The organism is Paraburkholderia sp. RL17-368-BIF-A (genome assembly GCF_046054045.1).
GTDB lineage: Bacteria > Pseudomonadota > Gammaproteobacteria > Burkholderiales > Burkholderiaceae > Paraburkholderia > Paraburkholderia graminis.
In genome coordinates, this window is record NZ_JARESN010000010.1 from 74,287 (window position 1) to 93,756 (window position 19,470).

Here is a 19,470-nt window from a genome sequence, read left to right on the forward strand (position 1 = left end):
AATGAAAAAGGCACTAGCAACCTCCGCCCTTGGCCTGTTCGCCCTTGGCGCACACGCTCAGAGCAGCGTGACGTTGTACGGTATCGTCGATACAGGGATCGGCTACCAAAGCAGCTCGGCGGCGCTCGGCTCGAATTCGGGCGGCCGCTCGGTTGTGAAGATGAACAACGGCATCTGGGCGGGTAGCCGCTTCGGCCTGAAGGGTAGCGAGGATCTTGGCGGCGGCACGAAGGCCATTTTCCAGCTGGAGCAGGGCTTTAACAGCGCAACCGGCGCGCAGAGCGTGAACGGCCTCGGCTTCAGCCGCCAGGCCTGGATCGGCGTGACGAACCCCACGTACGGTACGCTGACGGCTGGCCGTCAGTACACGTCGTACTACACGCTGCTGTCGCCGTATAGCCCGACTACGTGGCTGACGGGCGCTTACGGCGCACACCCGGGCGATCTCGATTCGCTGGATACGATCTATCGCGCGAATAACTCCCTCGTGTACACGTCGCCGAAGATGTACGGTGTGACGGTGAGCGGTTCGTACTCGTTGGGCGGCGTGCCGGGCAGCTTCAACGCCGGCTCGACGTGGAGCGCCGCGGTGCAGTACCTGAACGGTCCGTTCGGTATCGCAGCGGGCTTCCAGCGCATCAACAACTCGACGCCTGGTGGCGGTCTGTGGGGCCCCGAGTCGACTACGTCGAATAACGGCGCGACGAGCGGCCCGGGTCTGTCCGGCATCACGAACGGCTATCGCACGGCGCAGGCTCAGCAGCGCTTCGCGGTTACCGGCGGCTACGCGTTCAGCTCGCAATGGGACGTGTCGTTCTCGTACTCGAACGTGCAATACATTCCGGGTGTGAACTCGGGTTTCCGTCATCAGGCGACGTTCAACACGGGTGGCGCAGTGGTGCACTTCAAGCCGATCGGTGCACTCGACCTGGCAGCCGGCTATAGCTACACGCGTGCGACGGAATCGAATGGCATTTCGAGCGCAGCCAGCTATCACCAGTTCAACCTGTCGCAGTACTACAGCCTCTCCAAGCGTACGGGTCTGTATGCGGTGGAAGCGTATCAACGTGCGAACGGCAAGACGATCGGCAACAACGGCGTGAGCATCATCAACGCGACGGCCGATATCGGCGACGGTCAGAACAGCGCGCCGTCTTCGTCGCGCAGCCAGGTTGCAGGCGGCGTGGGCATCATTCACCGCTTCTAATGGCTCTGGAGTAGCGGCGGCGTGTTGTTACGCCGCCACAGCGGCGCATTTTGTTCATGCGTCGCTGAGCAATAAAACCGCTGCGCGCACCGCGCGCGCAGCGGTTCAATTCAACTCTCGCTGTCGGACCACAAGCGTCCTCCCGTCGCCCAATTTTCGCGCTTCACGTCGGTGAGAATAATGTCCACCGAATTCGGTTCGACGCCGAGCGACTCGCATGTCGCTTTCGTGATTGCTTCGACGAATTGGCGCTTCTGCTCGAGTGAGCGGCCTTCAAACAGTTCGATATGAAACGTGGGCATAATGTATATGGCTCCGTTGATAAAGCGATCGGCGTACTGCGCCGCGTGCCCGTTAAGCGCTAATCACGATAGCTCGGATCGAGCCGGTCGAGCTTGCGCAGCAGCGCGGGCCATTCAAGTATTCCTTCGATTGCGCCGCCATCGTAGAGCTGCTCGGCCGTGCGAGTGGCCACTGCATCGTCGGGCACGACGAGCGGCGCGCCGCATGCCTGCGCCTGCAACTGGATCTCGCAAGCCTTGAGCAACGTGGCCATCAGCACGTACGCTTCGGCGACCGTGCGGCCGACCGTCAGCGTGCCGTGATTGCGCAGCAGCATGGCCGGCTTGTCCGCGAGATGCTCGACGAGGCGCTCGCTCTCAGCGGGTGTGAATGCCAGGCCTTCATAGTCGTGATACGCAAGCTGGCGATAAAAACGCAGCGCGTGTTGCGACGCGGGCAGCAGTCCCGCAGGCTGCGCGGAGACGGCCACGCCCGCCGTATTGTGCAGATGCATCACGCAGAATGCGTCGGCACGTGCGGCGTGCACGGCCGCATGAATCGCGAAGCCCGTCACGTTCACTGTGTATTCGCTTGCACCGACGATATTGCCGTCGACGTCGATCTTCACGAGATTCGACGCACGCACTTCATCGAATGCGAGGCCGAACGGATTGATCAGGAAGTGGCCCGGCTCGTTCGGCACGCTCGCGGAGATGTGCGTGTAGATGAGATCGTCCCAGCCGTTGAGCGCGACGAGCCGGTAAGCGGCGGCGAGGTCGACGCGAGTCTGCTGCTCCGCTTCGGAGCGTGGCCCGGATTGCGCGACGCGGCCCTTCGGTACATGAGCGAACGACATATGTTTCTCCTGATGGTGCGTAACGGAGTGCCTACGAATAGAGCATTAGCGCGCGACGCTGCTTCAGCCATTGCACGCCCCACGTTGCGGCGACGAACGGCGCGGTCAGCACGGGCAAGCCAACGCACGCAGCGCCCGCTTGCAGCAGCGCCGACAGCGTCACGCCGCCGAGCATCCATACAAGCCCGCATTCGGTCAGCGCCAATGCGGTGAGCGCGCCGTTGAATCCTAGCAGGCCCGCGTTAAACGAGCTTGCCGTCGCGCCCAGCAGCAGATGTTCGGCGCTCGCGAGCGCCGCACCCGTCAGCGCGCAGAGCGCGTGGCGCGGAGATGCCACGGCGATGCCGATCAGCACCAGCGCGCCGGCCCGTGCGCCGCCGGCAAACGCGGTTTGCGCGAGGCCGGCGAGCAGGCCGCTGGCGAGGTCGGCGTGCGCGTGCGCCGTTGCGAGCGTCGACGATGACGGCGCGCTTGCGGTCATCGGCAGCCAAAGCCAGGTGACGATCAGACACGGGCTCGAGAAATAGCAGAGGCCGCGCGAGCACAGCCATCGCGACCACGGTGCGAGCAGCCAGGCCGTGCCTGTTGCGGCGAGAATCGCGACGGCGGCAGCGGTCGCGTTGTCGGCGATGAAACTGAACGCGGCGAGTCCGGCCAACGCGCCGTTGAAGCCGTAAAGTCCCGCGTGCAGGTCGTCGTCGGAATAACCGGCCAGCACCGCGCTCACGTTGGCCGCGACGGCGCCGGTCAGCGCCGCGCACGCGAGACGCGGGTCCCACAGCAGCCAGGCGGCCAGCAGACATGCGCCCGTAAAAGCGTTCGCTTGCAGCACGATCTGGCCAAGACTGCGCAGCAGCGTGCGTAGTGCTGCGGAGTGTGCTTCGGTGGCGGCGGCGTGCATGAGTTGTGGATCGATGAGCGTGGGAATCGCGGCGACGTCGCGGACACAGGTGAAACGCGAGCATAGGGCAGTGCTGCCGCTGCGTGCATGCCGGCGCGTTGATAGTCGCTATTTGCAACACCTCGCATCATGCGGCGATTCGCGCATCGGTGAAAGTAAGACGTTCGCGCTACGATACGAAACGCGGCGCGTGCCGCGGTTTTCATCGCGAGGAGGCGATCCAATGCGTGAACTTCGGTGGGCATCGCAAGAGGGCGACGGTATCGAACATCTGAGCTTCGATGCGCGCGACGACGGCTTCGAAGTCGAAAGCGTTGTCGTCGGCCAGCGCTACGGCAAGAGCTATGGGCTGCACTACACAGTGCGTTGCGATGTGCAATGGCGCACGCGTCATGCTTGGCTGAAGATTGTCGGCGCGGGAGAACTGGAGTTGCACGGCGACGGCGAGGGCCATTGGCGCGATGGTCACGGCCTTGTGCTGAGCGCGATCGAAGGATGCGTCGACATCGACATCGCAGCCACGCCGTTTACCAACACGCTGCCGATTCGCCGGTTGCAACTCGCGCAAGGCGAGCGCCGGCCTCTGCAAGTTGCCTACATTTCGACGCCGGATCTTCAGGTCACGCGAGTCGAGCAGGCGTATTCGTGTATCGAGCTGAATCGCGAGTATCGCTATGAAGGCATTTTCCGCGATTTCACGGCGAATATGAAAGTGGATGACGACGGGCTCGTGATCGACTATCCGACGCTATTCAGTCGCCTGCCGCGCGAGCGTTGAAGGGCGCGTTGAGCGGCGCGTTGAACGACGATGTACCCGAGCCGCCCGGTCGATACAGGTGCCGCGCAACGAAGCGTTCGATGTGCGCGGCGACCACTTGCGGCTCGCGCAATACAACCCAATGGCCTGCGTCAATCTCGATGCGCTCATAGGGACCAAGCCACGCTTCCTGTCCGAGCGAGAATTCCGGCCCGACATAACGGTCGCGTAGCGGCACGATGAACTGCACCGGCGCGTGAGCGTGGCGCGCGCGCGGATGCAGCAGCTTGTCGATGAAATTCGCGCGGTAAAGACCGAGGCCGTTGATCGCGTTGCGCAGTTGCGCGGGGTCGCGCGGTGCCCGCACGCGCTCGGTCATGCGCAACCACAGCGGCCACATGCGTGCGCCGCCAAGGCGCCATACGAGTTCCGGCAGCCACGGCAGATGAAAGAAGAAGATGTACCAGGACCTGAGAATTTGCCGGATGCGACCGCGCGGAAATTGTTTTGTCATCCTATGTTTTTCGTCAGCAGCGTTCGCGCCGCGCAAGTCCAGCGACGCGTGATCAAGGCACGGCCCCGAGATGGACGTATACGACGCAATCCGTCCTTTGAATTCCGGACTGGTGACGGCTTCCCAGCTTTGAATCGAGCCCCAGTCGTGACCGACGAGGTGAAACGGCTGCGCACCGCAGGTCGCATCGACGACCGCCGTGAGATCGGCTGCAAGTTGTTCGAGACGATAGCCGCCGCGCGTGGCCGGTGCGCCGGACGCGCCGGCGCCGCGCACGTCGTAGCTGATGACGCGGTAGCGCGCGTCGAGTTGCGCGCGCACCGGTTCCCACACCGTGGCCGAGTCGGGATAGCCGTGCACGAGCACGATGGGCGGCGCCTCTCGCGGTCCGCTGACGTAGACGGCGAGCCGCACGTCGCCGGCATCCACCGACAACGTGTCGCGTATCACGCGGCCGCCTGCATGCCGCGGCGCGCTGAGCGGCGCGTATTCGGCGCGGCTGCGTTGGCGGCATCGACTGCTGCGACGAGGCCGTCGATGCGCGCAAGCTGCGCGCGATTATCGTGGTCCCACGGATGAAAACCCGGCCGGAAAAAACTCAGCCATTCGCCGGCAATCCGCGGAAAAACGCCATGACGTGGCCCATAAAGATACTTCAGCACGCGCCACATGCCGCTCACATGACCGCCGCGTTTTCGATCGGCGATGATCAGACGCACGTGGTAGTCGAACACGATCAGCCAGAACGTGATCGCCGTGGCGAGCATGACGCCCGTGCGCAACAGATAGCGGCCGAGGCCGGGCTTGAGCACTGCGTTCCATACGTCGTAGGAAACGGATTTGTGTTCGGTCTCTTCGAGCGCATGCCACGTCCACATCTGCGCGTAGCCTTGAACAGATCCGTCGATGCGCGTCGCGTCCTCGAGCAGCAAACCCGCAAGCATCGCCGTGTAATGCTCGAGGCAAACGGTGACGGCCAACTGATACGAATGCGGCAGCACCTTGCGGCCGAAGTTGAGGATCGCCCACAGTCGCTTGTCGAGTTTATGCGCGGGCAGGCCGGCCTGTTGCAACAGGTCGTTGTACTCGACATGCTCGCGCGTATGCATGGCTTCCTGGCCGATAAAGCCGAGCACCTGCTTTTTCAGCACTGGGTCGTCGATGTCGTCGCGATAGTGGCGCACGCTGTCCATGAAAAAGCGCTCGCCAGCCGGAAACAGCAGCGAAAGGGCGTTGAAGAAGTGCGTGACGTGCGAGCCTTGTGCATGCCAATCGCAGGCACGCTCGGGCGGAAGATTGAAGCGCAAGTCGCGGCGAACGGGCATCATGGCCTTTTCTCCTTGAATTCGTGTGATTCCTCGTGATTCCTCATGACGCTTTGCGATTCCCGCGCGGCGCGCTTCATCATGCGCGCCTGCCGGCGAGCTGCGCCGCGCGCCGTGTGCGTTTCTCCGCGATGCGCTTCATGCGCCGCGTTTGCAGCACGACGAGTGCCTGATAGGCGGCGGGCAGCGTGCGCGCGAGCCAGTCGGCGGCTCGCGCATCGCGGCCGATCAGCACACGCCGCTTGTTCCTGCGCACGCCGTCCAGAATCACGCGCGCGGCTTCGTCGGCGGTGGTGATAAAGAACTTCTCGAAGTCGTCCTTGCCTTGCTGTTCGTTTTCCACCATGAAGCCGATCATATTCGGCGCAATGCGGCTCGACTGCGCAATGCCGGTGCGGATGCCGCCCGGATGCACACACGTCGCCGACACGCCGCATTTCATCAGGTCGAGTTCCTGGCGCAGCGCTTCGGTGAAGCCACGCACCGCGAACTTGGTCGCGTTGTAGCCGCTCATGCCGGGTTGCGAAAAGAGACCGAACACGCTCGACGTATTGACGATGTGACCTTCGCCCGAAGTCTTTAAATAAGGCAGAAACGCCTTCGTGCCGTGCACGACACCCCAGAAGTTGATGCCGACGATCCATTCGAGATCCGCGTACTCCATTCCTTCAATGGTGCTCGACAGCGCGACGCCCGCGTTGTTGAACACCAGATTGACGCGCCCATGCTCAGCAGCCGTTTGCGCCGCCCACGCGAACATCGCGTTGCGATCCGACACATCGAATACGGCCGTCGTGATGAGAAGCGGCGCGCCCACGATATGCGGTGCTGCGGCCTGTGCGAGTCGAGCGGTCTCCTCGAGGCTCGTCGCGTTGCGGTCGGCGAGGGCGAGATGGCAACCTTCGCGCGCGAGGCGAATCGCAAGCGAGCGGCCCATGCCCGAACCCGCGCCGGTGATCGCGGCGACCTTGTCGGTGAAGTGCTTCATTGGTTTTATCTCCTGTCCTCTCTGAAGGTGCGTTGTCGTTATTGCTATTTCACGTCGCTTCCGCCGATGCCGATGCCGTGCCTTGCACATGCGCGCTTTGCGTTGCAGCGGCATGTGCGCTCACGTTCACGTTGACGCTCTGAGACGCGGGCGAATAGGCGAAGTAATCGGCCATGCTGAACGTGCTGGTGGCTTTGCGGAATTTGTATGCGAAGCCGGGCCACAGGGTCGTGTTCTTCCCGGTTCTCGGGTCCAGATACCAGCTCTTGCAGCCGCCCGTCGACCAGATCGCGCGGCCGAGCTGCTGCTGAATCTGTTCGTTGTACGCGCGCTCCACGTGCGGACGCACCTCGATCGCCGCTGCGCCTTCGTTCTGCATCGCCTTCAACGCACGCAGAATGTATTCGACCTGCGACTCGATCATGAACACCATCGAGTTGTGACCGAGGCCGGTGTTCGGACCCACGATCATGAAAAAATTCGGATAGCCAGGCAATGTCGTACCCAGGTACGCATGCGCGCCGTCTCTCCATGTATCGACGATGTCGACGCCGCCGCGTCCGCGCACCACGCCTCGGGCAAACGGATCGGCAACCTGAAAGCCCGTGCCGAAGATCAGGCAGTCGGCCGGATGACGCACGCCGTCGCTCGTGATGACGGCGTCTTCGTCGATGCGCTCAATCGCGCTCGTCGTCACCGACACATTTGCTCGCGACAGGGCGGGGAAGTAGTCGTTAGAAATGAGGATGCGCTTGCAGCCCATCGTGTAATCCGGCGTGAGCGTCGCGCGTAATTGCGGGTCGCGCACCTGGCGGCGCAAATGCCGCTCGGCGACTTTCTGCGCGGTCTTCATCAGCGACGGATGAACCGCGAACCCCAGCGCACGCGATTCGAGCATGCAGTACAGCGCCGAGCGCATGACCTTCTGCGTGAACGGCAGATGTTTGAAAAGCCACTGCTCGATGGGCCGCACGGCGCGGTCGGCCTTCGGCATGATCCACGGCGGCGTGCGCTGAAACAGATCGAGATGCGCGACGCGCGGCGCGATTTGCGGCACGAACTGGATCGCGCTTGCGCCCGTGCCGATCACGGCGACGCGTTTGCCTTCGAGCGGGTAGCCGTGGTCCCAGTGCTGCGAGTGAAACGCGCGGCCCTTGAACGTCTCGATGCCGGGAATGTTCGGCATCGCCGCGCGCGAAAGTCCGCCCATCGCCGAAATCAGCACGCGCGCCGACCACTGCTGTCCGTTGGCAAAGCGCAGATGCCAGCGGCGGCGCGTGTCGTCGTAGATGGCGCTCGTCAGTTCATGGCCGAAACGCAGATGACGCTCGACTCCAAAGCGCCGCACACAGTCGTCCAGGTACGCGCGGATTTCCGGTTGCCGCGCGAACATGCGCGACCAGCGAGGATTCGGCGCGAACGAAAAGGAGTACACGTGCGATTGCACGTCGCATGCACAGCCGGGGTAGTGGTTGTCGCGCCATGTGCCGCCGACCGAATCGGCTTTTTCGGCGACGAGAAAATCGGTCAAGCCCGATTGCCGCAAGCGGATCGCCATGCCGAGGCCCGCGAAACCCGTCCCGATAATGGCGATGTCGGTCTCGGCAGGCGCGGACGGGTGGTCCGCCGCGGCGTCGTGGGGCATTCGTGCGTTCATCCCGTCGTCTCCCTTTTACGCTCATAACTGTTACATTGAGTGATGTAACGATAGGATGTGGAGACGGACGATGCAAGAGGGCGGCTAGACGCGCGACTCTAGGAAGCGGTGAAACGGCGGTGGCGCAATGACGCGATGGTCATTGCGGCGCGAAGCTCGCGCATCGGCTGACTTACTGTTTGCGCGTTTTCTTTGTGCCCGTCGGGCGCGCGATGCTCGGCTTCGCGCCGGATTCGCCGAGTTTCTTCGCCATGATCGCGGCGACGCGATCGCCGAGATAATCGCCGGACGCTTCTTCCAGCGCACGATTCATCTCGCTTTCGACGAGCACCATCGCGAGCGGCCGCACGCGCCAGATTGCGTCGACGAGCGCGGGCACGTCGGCGGGCGGCGGAAGCGCGTCGGGATCGTAGCGGTCAAGTTGACGCACGACCAGATCCACCAGCGCCTTCGCGACCACGCTGAAATGCGGACGCACGGCGCCGACGGCCTCGAGCAGATCGGCGAGCGGAATACCTTCTTTCGCGAGCGTCGCGCCGGCTGCGAACGCAGTGGGACTCGCCGACACGAACGAGAGGCCGTCGCGTTCGAGCAGGCCGAGATCGACCGCCTTGGCAAGCGCCGCCGGCGAAGCCTTGTCGCCGAACATCTGCAGCAACTCGATCAACGAATATTTCCGCGGATGCTCGCGCGACCAGCGTCCGCCGATCGCGGTTTCGAGGCCGAGAATCGAGCGAAGATCGTGTCCTTCGTCGACGGCCTTGATCAGATCCTGGATGTTCGCGAGCGTGTAGCCGCGCGCGAGCAGATGATTGATGAGCTTCAAACGCGACACATGCGTGTCGTCGTACACGCCGACCCGGCCGCGCTTCTCAGGCGGCGCGAGAAGCCCGCGGTCCTGATACGCGCGCACGTTGCGCACGGTCGTGTCGCTCACGCGCGCGAGTTCGTCGACGGTGTATTCGTTGCGCGGCGCGGCACTCGCGGGCATGTTGGCGGGCTGTTGCGAGGCGTCGGGCGCGGGTGACGGAGGCGGTTTTGGCATGCCCGCGATTTTACCGCGCTGCGCGGAAGGCGAACCGGCTACGTTTGCTGATCGGGTGGCGTCGTGGCGCCCGCGCCCAACGTCCTTTGCATCAACGTGCTGTCGAGCCAGCGGCCATGTTTGAAACCGACTGCCTTCAACGTGCCGATCAGCTCAAAACCCAGTTGCTGATGCAGCGACAGCGAGCCGCCGCTGCCGCCGTCCGCGATGACGGCGACCATCTGGCGCCACGGTCCGGCTTCGCATCGTTCGATCAGCGCTTTCAGCAGCACGCGGCCGAGGCCGCGTCCGCGATAGGCGTCGCTCACGTAGATCGAATCTTCGATGGTGTTGCGATACGCGGCGCGCGGGCGGTACGGCGTCGCGTAGCAATAGCCCGCGACTTCGCCGTCGATCTCGGCGACCATGTACGGCAAGCCGTGGTTGCGCACGGACGCGAGACGCGTGCGCAGTTCGTCGACGGAAGGCGGGACTTCCTCGAACGACGCGACGCCGGTCAATACGTGGTGCGCGTAAATGGCCTGGATCGCGGGCAGATCGGCTTCTGTCGCGTCGCGGATCAATGGGGCGCTCGATGCGGCGGTCGATGCCGAAGCGGAGGCGGGGAGGGTTGTACTCATAACGTATTCCAGGAGCGGCCTTGCATAGCGCTTACGGTCTGTCGTGCCGGTTCTTCCGACGATACGTTTTACTATGCCCGCCGCGCCGCCAAATTCAAAGCCGTTCAAAAATCGTAGTACGCGAACACCGCGCGGCTCACGCCGTGCGCCGTGCAGGCGGCGCCTTCGAAAAGCGCCGCGCGCCGGCCACGCACGCGACCACCGCGACGGTCACGGCGATCATCGAGGGCGGCACCTGTTCATGCAGCAGAAGCCCCGCGAGCAGCAGTCCGAAGAACGGCTGCAGCAATTGCAGTTGGCCGACTCCCGCGATGCCGCCAAGCGCGAGGCCGCGATACCAGAACACGAAGCCGATCAGCATGCTGAACAGCGACACGTACGCGAGGCCCCACAGCGCCGCATGGCTGACGCCCTCGAACGACGCGGGCCGGGTCCACCAAGCAAGCGGAAGCATCAGCGGAAGCGACAGCACCAGCGCCCACGAAATGACCTGCCAGCCGCCGAGGTGCCGCGATAGCCGCGCGCCTTCCGCATAACCGAGCCCGCACGCGACGATCGCCGCGAGCATCAGCGCATCGCCTACCGGAGACGCGTCGATGCCGTGGCGCATCGCGAACGCGACCACTGCGCCGCTGCCGAGCGCGGAAAACAGCCAGAACGCCGCTTGCGGACGCTCGCCGCCGCGCAGCACGCCGAAGATCGCGGTGGCAAGCGGCAGCAACCCGACGAATACGATTGCATGCGCCGAGCTGACGTGGCGCAGCGCGAGCGCGGTCAAGAGCGGAAAGCCGACCACGACGCCGAGGGCGACGACCACGAGCGGAATCACGTCGCGGCGCGCGGGACGCGCCTCGCGAAAGAGGAGCAGCAGCGCGAGACCGAGCGTGCCTGCAATGGTTGCGCGCGCGACCGTCAGAAACACAGGGTCGAGCCCTTGCACGGCAATGCGGGTGGCCGGCAGCGAGCCGCTGAAGATCACCACGCCTATGAACCCGCTCAGCCAGCCGTTCGTCGTCTTGTCCATTCGAAAAGTCCGTGCGCAATGAAATGAAGCCTATAGCATCCGCTCCCGGCATGAAAACGTTAAGCTACGGATCAGTACAATTCACGCAAACTGTACCGACGAAGGAGCAGTACAGATGGGCGATAGTGGACAGAACGCCAACGGCGAAAAGCCGCAAGGCACGCGGGTTGGCATCGTCATGGACAATCTGCGTGAACGCATTGCCAGCCGCTCGCTGATGCCAGGCGCACGCGTGCCGTCGATCCGCGTGATGACGGACGCGCTCGGCGTGTCGAAGTCGACGGTGGTCGAGGCCTATGACCGGCTCGTTGCCGAAGGCGTGATCGTCGCGCGGCGCGGCTCGGGATTTTTCGTGTCGGGCCACGCGCCGCCGCTCGCGCTCGCCGATCTCGGGCCGCGTCTCGATCGCGAGGTCGATCCGCTGTGGCTCACGCGGCAGTCGTTGCAATCGGATTCAAAGGTGCTCAAGCCGGGTTGCGGCTGGATGCCGGCGTCGTGGCTGCCCGAGGACGGCGTGCGCCGCGCGTTGCGAGCGATAGCGCGCGATCCGCAGTCGCCGCTCGCCGATTACGCGAATCCGTACGGTCTGCCCGCGTTGCGTCAGCAACTCGCGTGGCGGCTCGCGCAGCACGGCGTCGACGCGCCGCCCGAGCAGATCGTGCTGACCGACGGCGGCACGCATGCGCTCGACCTCGTGTGCCGCTTTCTGCTCGAACCGGGCGACACGGTGTTGATCGACGACCCGTGCTATTTCAACTTTCAGGCGCTGCTGCGGGCGCATCGCGCGCGTATCGTCGGCGTGCCTTACACGCCGTCCGGGCCGGATCTCGCGGCCTTCGAGAGGGCGCTGATTACGCACCGTCCGCGGCTTTATGTGACCAATTCCGCGATTCATAACCCGACCGGCGCCACGCTCGCGCCGGCGATCGCGCATCGGCTGCTCAAGCTCGCGGGCGAGCACGATCTGATCGTGGTGGAGGACGATATCTTCGCCGACTTCGAAGACGAAGCCGCGCCGCGTCTCGCGGCCTTCGACGGGCTCACGCGCGTCGTGTCGATCGGCAGCTTTTCGAAAACGCTTTCGGCGGCGGCGCGCTGCGGTTATATCGCTGCGCGCGGCGAGTGGATCGAGCCGCTGATCGACCTGAAGCTCGCCACGACGTTCGGCAACGGGCAGCTTACGGCGAGCGTCGTGCATCGATTGCTGGTGGATGGGACGTACCGGCGTCATCTCGAGTCGATGCGCGCGAAGCTCGCGGACGCGATGGGCGAGACCATGCGCCGCCTCGGCTACGCCGGCCTCGATGTGTGGACGCGGCCGCGCGCGGGCATGTTCGTCTGGGCGCGTCTGCCCGATTCGCTCGACGCCGCCGACGTCGCGCGTCATGCGTTAGGCGCCAATGTCGTGTTCGCGCCGGGCAATGTGTTTAGCGTCTCGCAGTCGGCTGGCGGCTATTTGCGCTTTAACGTATCGCAATGCAATCGGCCGAAAGTGTATGAAACCTTGCAGCGGGCGATGGAAAGCGCGGCCACGCGCGGTGTGCGCGAGCGGGCGTGACGGTGCATGAGGATGCGTGTTTGCCCGCCCGCCATTCAATTCATTTGCACAGCAAAAGCAACCGCTCCTGGTTCGTACACGTGCTGCGCGGTTTTTGCGCGACCTGCGCGGCGGCGGCCGCCGCGTTGACGCTCGCGGTTCTGTTGGCGAGGCACGCACGCAGATGCTTCTCGACCGGCGGGTAATACTTCCAGCCGCGTACGAGCGTCGGCAACTCGAGCTTCACCTGCTTCCACTTCGGATGCCCGTGTTCCTGCAGGTTATCGAAGTTCGCGCACAGCGAGTCGGCAAAGTGATTCAGGTTGCCGACGGTATCGCGCAAGCCGTAGTCGTAAGTGACGAGGAAAGCCTTGACCGTCAGCGTCGGGACGTCTTCCTTCAGCCAGTTCGGATAGCTGGTTGCGCGGATCGTCGCCGGGAAATAGGTCTGCTTCGCGCGGGTCGTTTCCGGCGCGGCGGAATCGGCCTTTAGCAGACGGATTTGCTGCAACAGTTCCGGGTTCATGTCGTTGAACAGTTTCGCGGGCTGCCCGACGACGATGATGGCGACGTCCACTTTTTTCACGATCAACGCGGCGAGCGCGTCCTCGTTGCTCAGATGCTGGACGTTCTGTTCGGGAATCGCCTGGCCGAACATCAGGCGATACAGGGTGGTCGCCGACTGCGCGGTGCCGCTGCCGAGCAGGCCGACGCTGATGGTTTTGTCCTTGATGTCGCTTAGCGTTTTGAGCGGCGAATCCGCGCGCACCACGACGTTTATCTCTTCGTCATAAAGCGGCATGATGAGACGCAGCGGACGAATCGCGGTACCGGCATCGGGATTGCCGGAGTTGGCCATGTCGATGTACGCCTGATACACGTCGGACTGCACGAGCGCGAGCTTGACCCCTGGTTCATAGCGCATGCGCTGCACGTTCTCGGCCGAGCCCTTGGACGCGACCACGGCGAGGTCGATGCCGACGGGTTGCGCGACCCATTTGGACAGGTCCTGACCGATCTGGATATACGTGCCCCGTTCCGGGCCGGTAACGATCTTGTAGTGCGCGGGTTCGGCACTGATCAGCGAAGATGCGAGGAGCAACGCCGCTCCGAGCCATCCCGTCAAAAGTTTATGTAGCATGGTTCGCACCTATCGGTCAGTTGGCACAACCTCGTCCGTTCGATTCGGCATCCGAAATATCTGTTTGATTAGTTGGTAGTCTGACGGACGGTTTTTGCACTGGACGTTGTCTGCGAGTTGAGCGGCGCCCAGCCCGTTTCGCGGATCACGCGCTCGAGGATCGTTTTCGCGGCGTCGCTGCCGCTGTCCAGCGCGAGCGCCTCGTCTGAATGCTCGCGCGCGCAGGGCCACGACTGCTGATCGGCGCACATTTGCGCGGCGAGCAACGCGGCGTCGCGGCGCGCCGTCAACGGCTTCAATCGCGCGGCGAGAGTCTGCGCCTCGCTGCTGTCCGGTTGCAGCAATTGCACCGCGGCGAGAGCGGCTTGCGCCGCGCTGAGATCGTTGGCGGCGAATGCGGTCCGCGCTGCCTGCAACGCCTGGCCGGCATCGCGGAATTGCGGCGTGGCCGGTTTCGTTGAAGGTATCGCGATCGGCACGGCGGCCGGCAACGCCTGCGTGGTGCTTCGTATGGCGCCGGCGCTGATCGGTTTGCCAGGCACGGCGCCAACACCCGTGTTGGCCGCCTGATCCGGCGAGTATCGTGCGATGGTGCCCGTCGCTGTCCTCGCATCCTGCGCGGATTCCAAAGCCTGGTCGCCGTTGCCATGCAGGTCGCGGCTCTCGCTCAATAGCGCATAGCCGACATACGCCAGGCCCGCGGCGACAACGGCCACGCTCGCCACCACCACGTGCCGCACACCCAGACCGGCGCGCTGCACCACCTCGCCGGTTTCGGTGACGGGCAGCAACGAAGTATCCGGCGCGACGAGCGGTGAAGGCGCCGTTTGAAGACTGGCCACGGGCGCGAAATTCAATCCGGCATGTAGTGCGCCGCCAGGGAAGTCGGGCTCGCTGAATGTCGGCACGGTGAAGCTGTCGTGCAACGTCGACATGTTCAGTGTATTCAGCGTTTTCGGCCTGCTTTCATGCAACGCGCTGCGGGTAGACGCGTCGTCATCGAGCGGATGAAAAGCGCCGCAATACGGGCAGTGTTCGAGTTGCCGGTAGAGGGCGCCGCCACATCGGTTGCAGGGCGTCGGAAATTGATGGCCAGCTAAGGTTTGAGTGGACATGCTATGGCTCCACCTGTGGAAAACAATGCCGTTACGGCATGCTCCCGATCGCGTTTGAGGCGGGGTTGGCGTCCGCGGAAACCACGATCTACATGCGCCAGAGAGTCCGGGCATGCACGAAGAGAACGTTGCATGCCGTCGTTTTCAATATGTGGCGTTTCGAGACGCGCGTCAATGGACGATCGACCCTATGTTATGTGCGCTACCGCACATTACCAGGTAGGACGAATGATCGTGCATGTGAGGAAGACGAGCGCGCGCCGCTTTTTTTATGCTATTGGCGCGCCGCTCGAAGATGAATTTCGGGCGCTTGCAACTAACGTTGGCATTAAGCGACCGACAGAGAAGAAGCGCAATGCGATTACTTACTGCTTGCGCAGCGGATGATCTTTCAGCAGCCACGCGCATGCGAACGCAAGCAGCACCACGCACGCCGCTGACAGATACACCATATGCAGCGCGCCTGCGAATGCCTGCAGATAGTCGGCGCGCAATGCGTCGGGCAACTGGTGAATCGCCGCGGGTCCGAGTGCGTGAGGCAATTGGGTGTCCGGTGGGATCAGCTTCTCGAGCCGCGCGGCAAGGCCGTTCGAAAACACTGCGCCGAACGCGGCGACTCCGACCGAGCCGCCGATCGAACGAAACAACGTCGCGCCCGATGTGGCCACGCCCACATGCCTGAATTCGACCGTGTTTTGCACGGCGAGAATCAGCACCTGCATCACCATGCCGAGACCGCAACCGAGAATGCCCATGTCGAGATACATCACATGAATCGGCGTGTCGATCTGCAAGCGCGCGAGCAGCAACATCGCGACTGAGACCAGCAGCGTGCCGGCAATCGGGAACATGCGATAACGGCCAATTTTGCTGATCGTGCGGCCAGTCACCATCGACATGACGAAGAGGCCGCCCATCATCGGCAGCATTTGCATGCCGGCTTCTGTCGGCGTGGAGTTCTTCACCACTTGCAGATAAAGCGGCAGGAACGTGACGGCGCCGAACATCGACACGCCGACGATAAAACCGATCAGACTGCTCACGACGAACGTGCGCTGCCTGAACAGTTCGAGCGGCATGATCGGCTCGACGGCGGTGCGCTCCTCGTGGATGAAACCCCAGATCGCGACGAGCCCCATTCCCAGCGTGAACCAGAGTTCCGGCGACGACCACGGCAACGTCGTGCCGCCCTCGCTCGTGAACAGGATGATGCAGGTCAGCGCGCCCGCGAGAAACGCGGCGCCCATGTAGTCGATGGTGTGCTTGACGTGGCGCACGTGCGGCTTGAACACTGCGCCGATCACCGCGAGCGCGACAATGCCGAGCGGCAGGTTGATGTAGAAAATCCAGCGCCATGTGAGGTGTTCGACGAGAAAGCCGCCGAGCAACGGCCCGACCACAGTTGCAAGACCGAACACGCCGCCGAACACGCCTTGATAGCGGCCGCGCTCGGCCGGCGGAATCACATCTGCGATAGCGGCCATCGTCACGACGAGCAGGCCGCCGCCGCCGAGTCCTTGCAACGCGCGCAACACGATGAGCTGCGTCATGTCCTGCGCGATGCCGCACAACGCGGAGCCCACGAGAAAGAGTCCGATGGCGGTTTGCAGCACGATCTTGCGGCCGAACAGATCGCCGAGCTTGCCGTAGAGCGGCACGACGATAGTCGAGCTGAGCAGATAAGCCGTCACGACCCACGACAGATTATTGAGCCCGCCCAATTCGCCGACGATGGTCGGCAACGCCGTCGACACGATGGTCTGGTCGAGCGCCGCCAGCAGCATGACGAGCAGCAGCGCCGGGAACAGCAGGCGAATCGGCGGATGGCCGGCGGCATGCGCGTCCGCCTGATTTTCCGCCTGCCTGTCTTGCCGCGAACCGGCGTGCGGCTCAGCGTTCAGCACGCGCTCGGGTTGTGTGATAGTGGACTCTTGCATGGGGGCGTATTGAAATTAATTAATGCAGAAATTAATATATGCGACATCCGGTCGCGCGTCAAACACGACAGCAATGAAAAGGACTTCGTCGGTGGGCAAGAAGATGAGCGGTGGGAAGGCGGGCGCGAGTAGCGCGGGCGCGGCCAGGGTGCGCAAGAGCGCGACGCGCGGTGCGGGCCCCGCGGGCGGTGCTACGCGCGGTGCTGCGGCAAAGGCAGCGACGGCCGCGTCGGCAGCCGCGCCGCAAGACGTTGCCGCGCGACGGCCTGGCCGGCCTTCGGGCGCGGCGCGCGGAGCACAGCAGCGCGACCGTCTGCTCGACGCGGCGCTCGAGCTGTTCGCGCGCCAGGGCATCGTCGATACGACGCTCGGCGAGATTGCCCGCGAGGCCGGTTTCACGCCGGCGATGATGCATTACTACTTCAAGACGCGCGAGCAGTTGCTCGACGTGCTGATCGACGAACGTATCGGACCGTTGCGCGCGGGTCTCGGCGTGCCATTCCAGGAGCATGCCGACGATCCCGTCGCGGCCATCACGCAGCTTGCGCAGCGGATGGTGCGGGGGGCGGTGGAGCATCCGTGGTTTCCGTCGTTATGGGTGCGCGAAGTCATCAGCGATAGCGGTTTGTTGCGGCAGCGCATGCACGAGCGTTTCGGCGACGTGAACCAGAAGATGTCGCTTGCCGCCATCGAACGATGGCAGAAAGAGGGGCTTCTCAATGCGGCGCTTGAACCGTCGTTGATGTTCGTCACATTGCTCGGGCTGACGGTCCTGCCGCTCGCCACGTCGAAGCTGTGGCGCAACGATCCGAAGCGCCGCCAGGTCGGCGGTGACGAAATCGCGCGCCACGCGGTCGCGCTGCTCACCCAGGGAATTGGTCCGAAGAAAGCTCAGTGAGCTGGTTAAAAACCATAACGCGCAACCGGTTCGCGCACGTTACGTTGCACCGATGCGCGGCACATAACGTGCTACCGATGGGATGAACGCGAACGCTGCGCAACGGGGCTGCGGGCGTCGCACAAAAATCTGCGGAAAGACGAAAAGAAGCCGCGGCGGCGAGCTACGTGCGGAGCATCGCACGCGCTGTCGCGGGAATCGGGTGCCGGCACCGGTTGTCCTCGCAAGGACTCCGGGAGCCGTTTTTTCATTGGCGTGCAATTTTGGCGCGTTATGGTGCGCGCGTTGCAGGGACCCTTGTTTACAATCGTGCGCTTTCCTGCAACTCGGCACGTGAAATCGAGTCGGAACCATGAACAGCAACATCGCGGCCGCACAAAACGGCGGCAAGCAGCAAAACCAGCATAGTCAGCAGGGCGACACGTTGGCCAAGCCTGACGGCCTAACCGGATTTTTAGAGCAACAACAGAAGATGAACGGAGCATTGAGACTCGATCAGGCCACGATCGTGCTCGTAGAAGACGACCCGGACAGCCGGGAGTCGCTGACCCTGCTACTCGAAGCGGAAGGGGCAAACGTCGTTGCAGTGGCGGATGCCGAAGAGGGCGTCGAAGCGGCCGTCAGGCTGCTGCCCGACGCGGTTGTATGCGACCTCGAACTTCCCGCCATGGACGGCTTCTACCTGATCCAGCGTCTGCGTGATCACGAGATTCGCGGAGATCATGCGCCGTCGGTGGCGGTTGCCTTGACCGGCCATACGGATGACGCTTACCGTCTGCGAAGTATCGGCGAGGGTTTCCAGCATTTCATGACGAAACCTGCGTTGCCGGAAGATCTGGTGACGCTGCTGCACGATGCGATTGGCGCGCGTGCGGCGCGTTGAGTAGGTGAATTAACACGCCGCCCTGGCCGGCGGCGCTCCAAACGCCGCGAAATGCGGCACGAAGCCGATACCGCTTTGCGCCGCCGTTACAGTCAAACCGCCGTTATTTCGCGGCGACGGGCGCCGTTGCTCCCGCCTTTGAAGAAACCGCTGCGGCGGCCTCTGCGGCCTGGCAGGCGGAACAGAATCCCTTCAATTCGATTTCGTCGCTGGCGACGCGGTAACCCGCGTCTTCGATCTGCTCGATGAGCGCCTGGCGCAGTTTCGGCTGATGCAGTTCCGTCACGTTGCCGCATTGCTGGCAGACCACAAGAATGCCGTGCTGGCATTGCGTCAGGTCGTGGCAGACCGTGAATGCGTTGATGGACTCGATGCGATGCACGAGTCCCGCCGAGAGCAAAAAGTCCAGCGCGCGATAAACCGTGGGCGGCGCCGAGCCCGGATGAATCTGGCGCATTTCGTCGAGCAGCGAATACGCTTTAGTCGCGCGGCCCGAATTGAGCAGCAATTCGAGCACTTTGCGGCGAAGCGGCGTGAGCTTTTCCCCGCGTTCGCGACAATATTCCTCGGCAAGGGCGAGCGCCGCTTCGGGTGACTCGCCATGCGTATGCGCCGGCGCGTGCGTATGAGCATGCGCGTCGGCGGAAGCGGCGGGCTTCTCCGTTTTCGCGGGACTGGCGGAATGGGCGGCGTTCGCGGCGGGCTTGGCGTTCTTCATGCGTCGATTATAAAGGCCAACGCGCTATTGCTGCCGGGGCGCAAATAGCATCGCCGTCCGGCCCT

At 63.6% G+C, this 19,470-nt stretch carries 19 protein-coding genes; 5 read left to right on the forward strand and 14 right to left on the reverse strand.

The window, feature by feature from the left end; all coding sequences use genetic code 11:
- The first annotated feature begins 1 nt into the window (after nt 1).
- Nucleotides 2-1,207 carry a porin gene (locus P0D87_RS18535; protein WP_006052331.1) on the forward strand — a complete coding sequence of 402 codons (1,206 nt, stop codon included), beginning with the start codon at nt 2-4 and terminating at the stop codon, nt 1,205-1,207.
- 110 nt (nt 1,208-1,317) lie between these two features.
- On the opposite strand, the gene P0D87_RS18540 is transcribed toward P0D87_RS18535, so the two are convergent.
- Genes P0D87_RS18540 through P0D87_RS18550 form a run of 3 tightly spaced genes read right to left on the reverse strand, consistent with a single transcriptional unit; the run spans nt 1,318 to nt 3,246 of the window.
- Nucleotides 1,318-1,509, reverse strand: coding sequence for a 4-oxalocrotonate tautomerase (locus tag P0D87_RS18540; protein ID WP_006052330.1), 192 nt, complete (start codon nt 1,507-1,509; stop codon nt 1,318-1,320).
- Between the two features lie 59 nt (nt 1,510-1,568).
- On the reverse strand, nt 1,569-2,345 hold the full coding sequence (locus P0D87_RS18545; RefSeq protein WP_053860246.1) for a class II aldolase/adducin family protein: 777 nt from the start codon (nt 2,343-2,345) through the stop codon (nt 1,569-1,571).
- Nucleotides 2,346-2,376: 31 nt separating this feature from the next.
- Entirely contained in the window at nt 2,377-3,246 is an 870-nt protein-coding gene (locus P0D87_RS18550) for an urea transporter (protein ID WP_053860247.1), read from the reverse strand.
- A 223-nt stretch (nt 3,247-3,469) separates the two neighbouring features.
- Here P0D87_RS18550 and P0D87_RS18555 point away from each other — a divergent pair, with 223 nt between their 5' ends.
- A complete protein-coding gene (locus tag P0D87_RS18555; protein ID WP_053860852.1) occupies nt 3,470-4,024 on the forward strand; it encodes a putative glycolipid-binding domain-containing protein in 555 nt (184 codons plus the stop codon).
- Here the strand turns inward: P0D87_RS18555 and P0D87_RS18560 are convergent.
- The 7 genes from P0D87_RS18560 to P0D87_RS18590 all read right to left on the reverse strand — a co-directional run bounded on the left by P0D87_RS18560 (nt 3,999) and on the right by P0D87_RS18590 (nt 11,176).
- Nucleotides 3,999-4,967 carry an alpha/beta fold hydrolase gene (locus P0D87_RS18560; RefSeq protein WP_053860248.1) on the reverse strand — a complete coding sequence of 323 codons (969 nt, stop codon included), beginning with the start codon at nt 4,965-4,967 and terminating at the stop codon, nt 3,999-4,001. The genes P0D87_RS18555 and P0D87_RS18560 overlap by 26 nt on opposite strands.
- Entirely contained in the window at nt 4,964-5,845 is an 882-nt protein-coding gene (locus tag P0D87_RS18565; RefSeq protein WP_053860249.1) for a metal-dependent hydrolase, read from the reverse strand. Before P0D87_RS18565 ends, P0D87_RS18560 begins: the two co-directional genes overlap by 4 nt.
- Before the next feature lie 76 nt (nt 5,846-5,921).
- Nucleotides 5,922-6,830, reverse strand: coding sequence for an SDR family NAD(P)-dependent oxidoreductase (locus tag P0D87_RS18570; protein ID WP_053860250.1), 909 nt, complete (start codon nt 6,828-6,830; stop codon nt 5,922-5,924).
- Between the two features lie 49 nt (nt 6,831-6,879).
- On the reverse strand, nt 6,880-8,487 hold the full coding sequence (locus tag P0D87_RS18575) for a flavin-containing monooxygenase (RefSeq protein WP_053860251.1): 1,608 nt from the start codon (nt 8,485-8,487) through the stop codon (nt 6,880-6,882).
- 172 nt (nt 8,488-8,659) lie between these two features.
- Nucleotides 8,660-9,532, reverse strand: coding sequence for a MerR family transcriptional regulator (locus P0D87_RS18580; RefSeq protein ID WP_053860252.1), 873 nt, complete (start codon nt 9,530-9,532; stop codon nt 8,660-8,662).
- 38 nt (nt 9,533-9,570) lie between these two features.
- The gene (locus P0D87_RS18585) at nt 9,571-10,152 is read right to left on the reverse strand and encodes a GNAT family N-acetyltransferase (protein ID WP_053860253.1); all 582 of its coding nucleotides are present in this window, start codon (nt 10,150-10,152) and stop codon (nt 9,571-9,573) included.
- 136 nt (nt 10,153-10,288) lie between these two features.
- The gene (locus P0D87_RS18590) at nt 10,289-11,176 is read right to left on the reverse strand and encodes a DMT family transporter (RefSeq protein ID WP_053860254.1); all 888 of its coding nucleotides are present in this window, start codon (nt 11,174-11,176) and stop codon (nt 10,289-10,291) included.
- A gap of 115 nt (nt 11,177-11,291) precedes the next feature.
- Here P0D87_RS18590 and P0D87_RS18595 point away from each other — a divergent pair, with 115 nt between their 5' ends.
- Nucleotides 11,292-12,734: an aminotransferase-like domain-containing protein gene (locus P0D87_RS18595; RefSeq protein ID WP_053860255.1), complete on the forward strand. Its 1,443-nt coding sequence runs from the start codon at nt 11,292-11,294 to the stop codon at nt 12,732-12,734.
- Nucleotides 12,735-12,774: 40 nt separating this feature from the next.
- Here the strand turns inward: P0D87_RS18595 and P0D87_RS18600 are convergent, their stop codons facing one another.
- The 3 genes from P0D87_RS18600 to P0D87_RS18610 form a co-directional block, all read right to left on the reverse strand.
- Nucleotides 12,775-13,854: a TAXI family TRAP transporter solute-binding subunit gene (locus tag P0D87_RS18600; RefSeq protein WP_006052318.1), complete on the reverse strand. Its 1,080-nt coding sequence runs from the start codon at nt 13,852-13,854 to the stop codon at nt 12,775-12,777.
- A gap of 68 nt (nt 13,855-13,922) precedes the next feature.
- Complete coding sequence (locus P0D87_RS18605) at nt 13,923-14,969, reverse strand: hypothetical protein (RefSeq protein ID WP_053860256.1); 1,047 nt, start codon at nt 14,967-14,969, stop codon at nt 13,923-13,925.
- Nucleotides 14,970-15,334: 365 nt separating this feature from the next.
- Nucleotides 15,335-16,906, reverse strand: coding sequence for an MDR family MFS transporter (locus P0D87_RS18610; RefSeq protein WP_171800570.1), 1,572 nt, complete (start codon nt 16,904-16,906; stop codon nt 15,335-15,337).
- A 73-nt stretch (nt 16,907-16,979) separates the two neighbouring features.
- Between P0D87_RS18610 and P0D87_RS18615 the strand changes: the two genes are divergently transcribed.
- Both P0D87_RS18615 and P0D87_RS18620 read left to right on the forward strand, forming a co-directional pair.
- A complete protein-coding gene (locus tag P0D87_RS18615) occupies nt 16,980-17,804 on the forward strand; it encodes a TetR/AcrR family transcriptional regulator (RefSeq protein ID WP_053860257.1) in 825 nt (274 codons plus the stop codon).
- Between the two features lie 352 nt (nt 17,805-18,156).
- Nucleotides 18,157-18,687, forward strand: coding sequence for a response regulator (locus P0D87_RS18620; RefSeq protein ID WP_029968684.1), 531 nt, complete (start codon nt 18,157-18,159; stop codon nt 18,685-18,687).
- Nucleotides 18,688-18,790: 103 nt separating this feature from the next.
- Here the strand turns inward: P0D87_RS18620 and P0D87_RS18625 are convergent, their stop codons facing one another.
- The gene (locus P0D87_RS18625) at nt 18,791-19,405 is read right to left on the reverse strand and encodes a Fur family transcriptional regulator (protein ID WP_053860258.1); all 615 of its coding nucleotides are present in this window, start codon (nt 19,403-19,405) and stop codon (nt 18,791-18,793) included.
- Between the last annotated feature and the right edge of the window lie 65 nt (nt 19,406-19,470).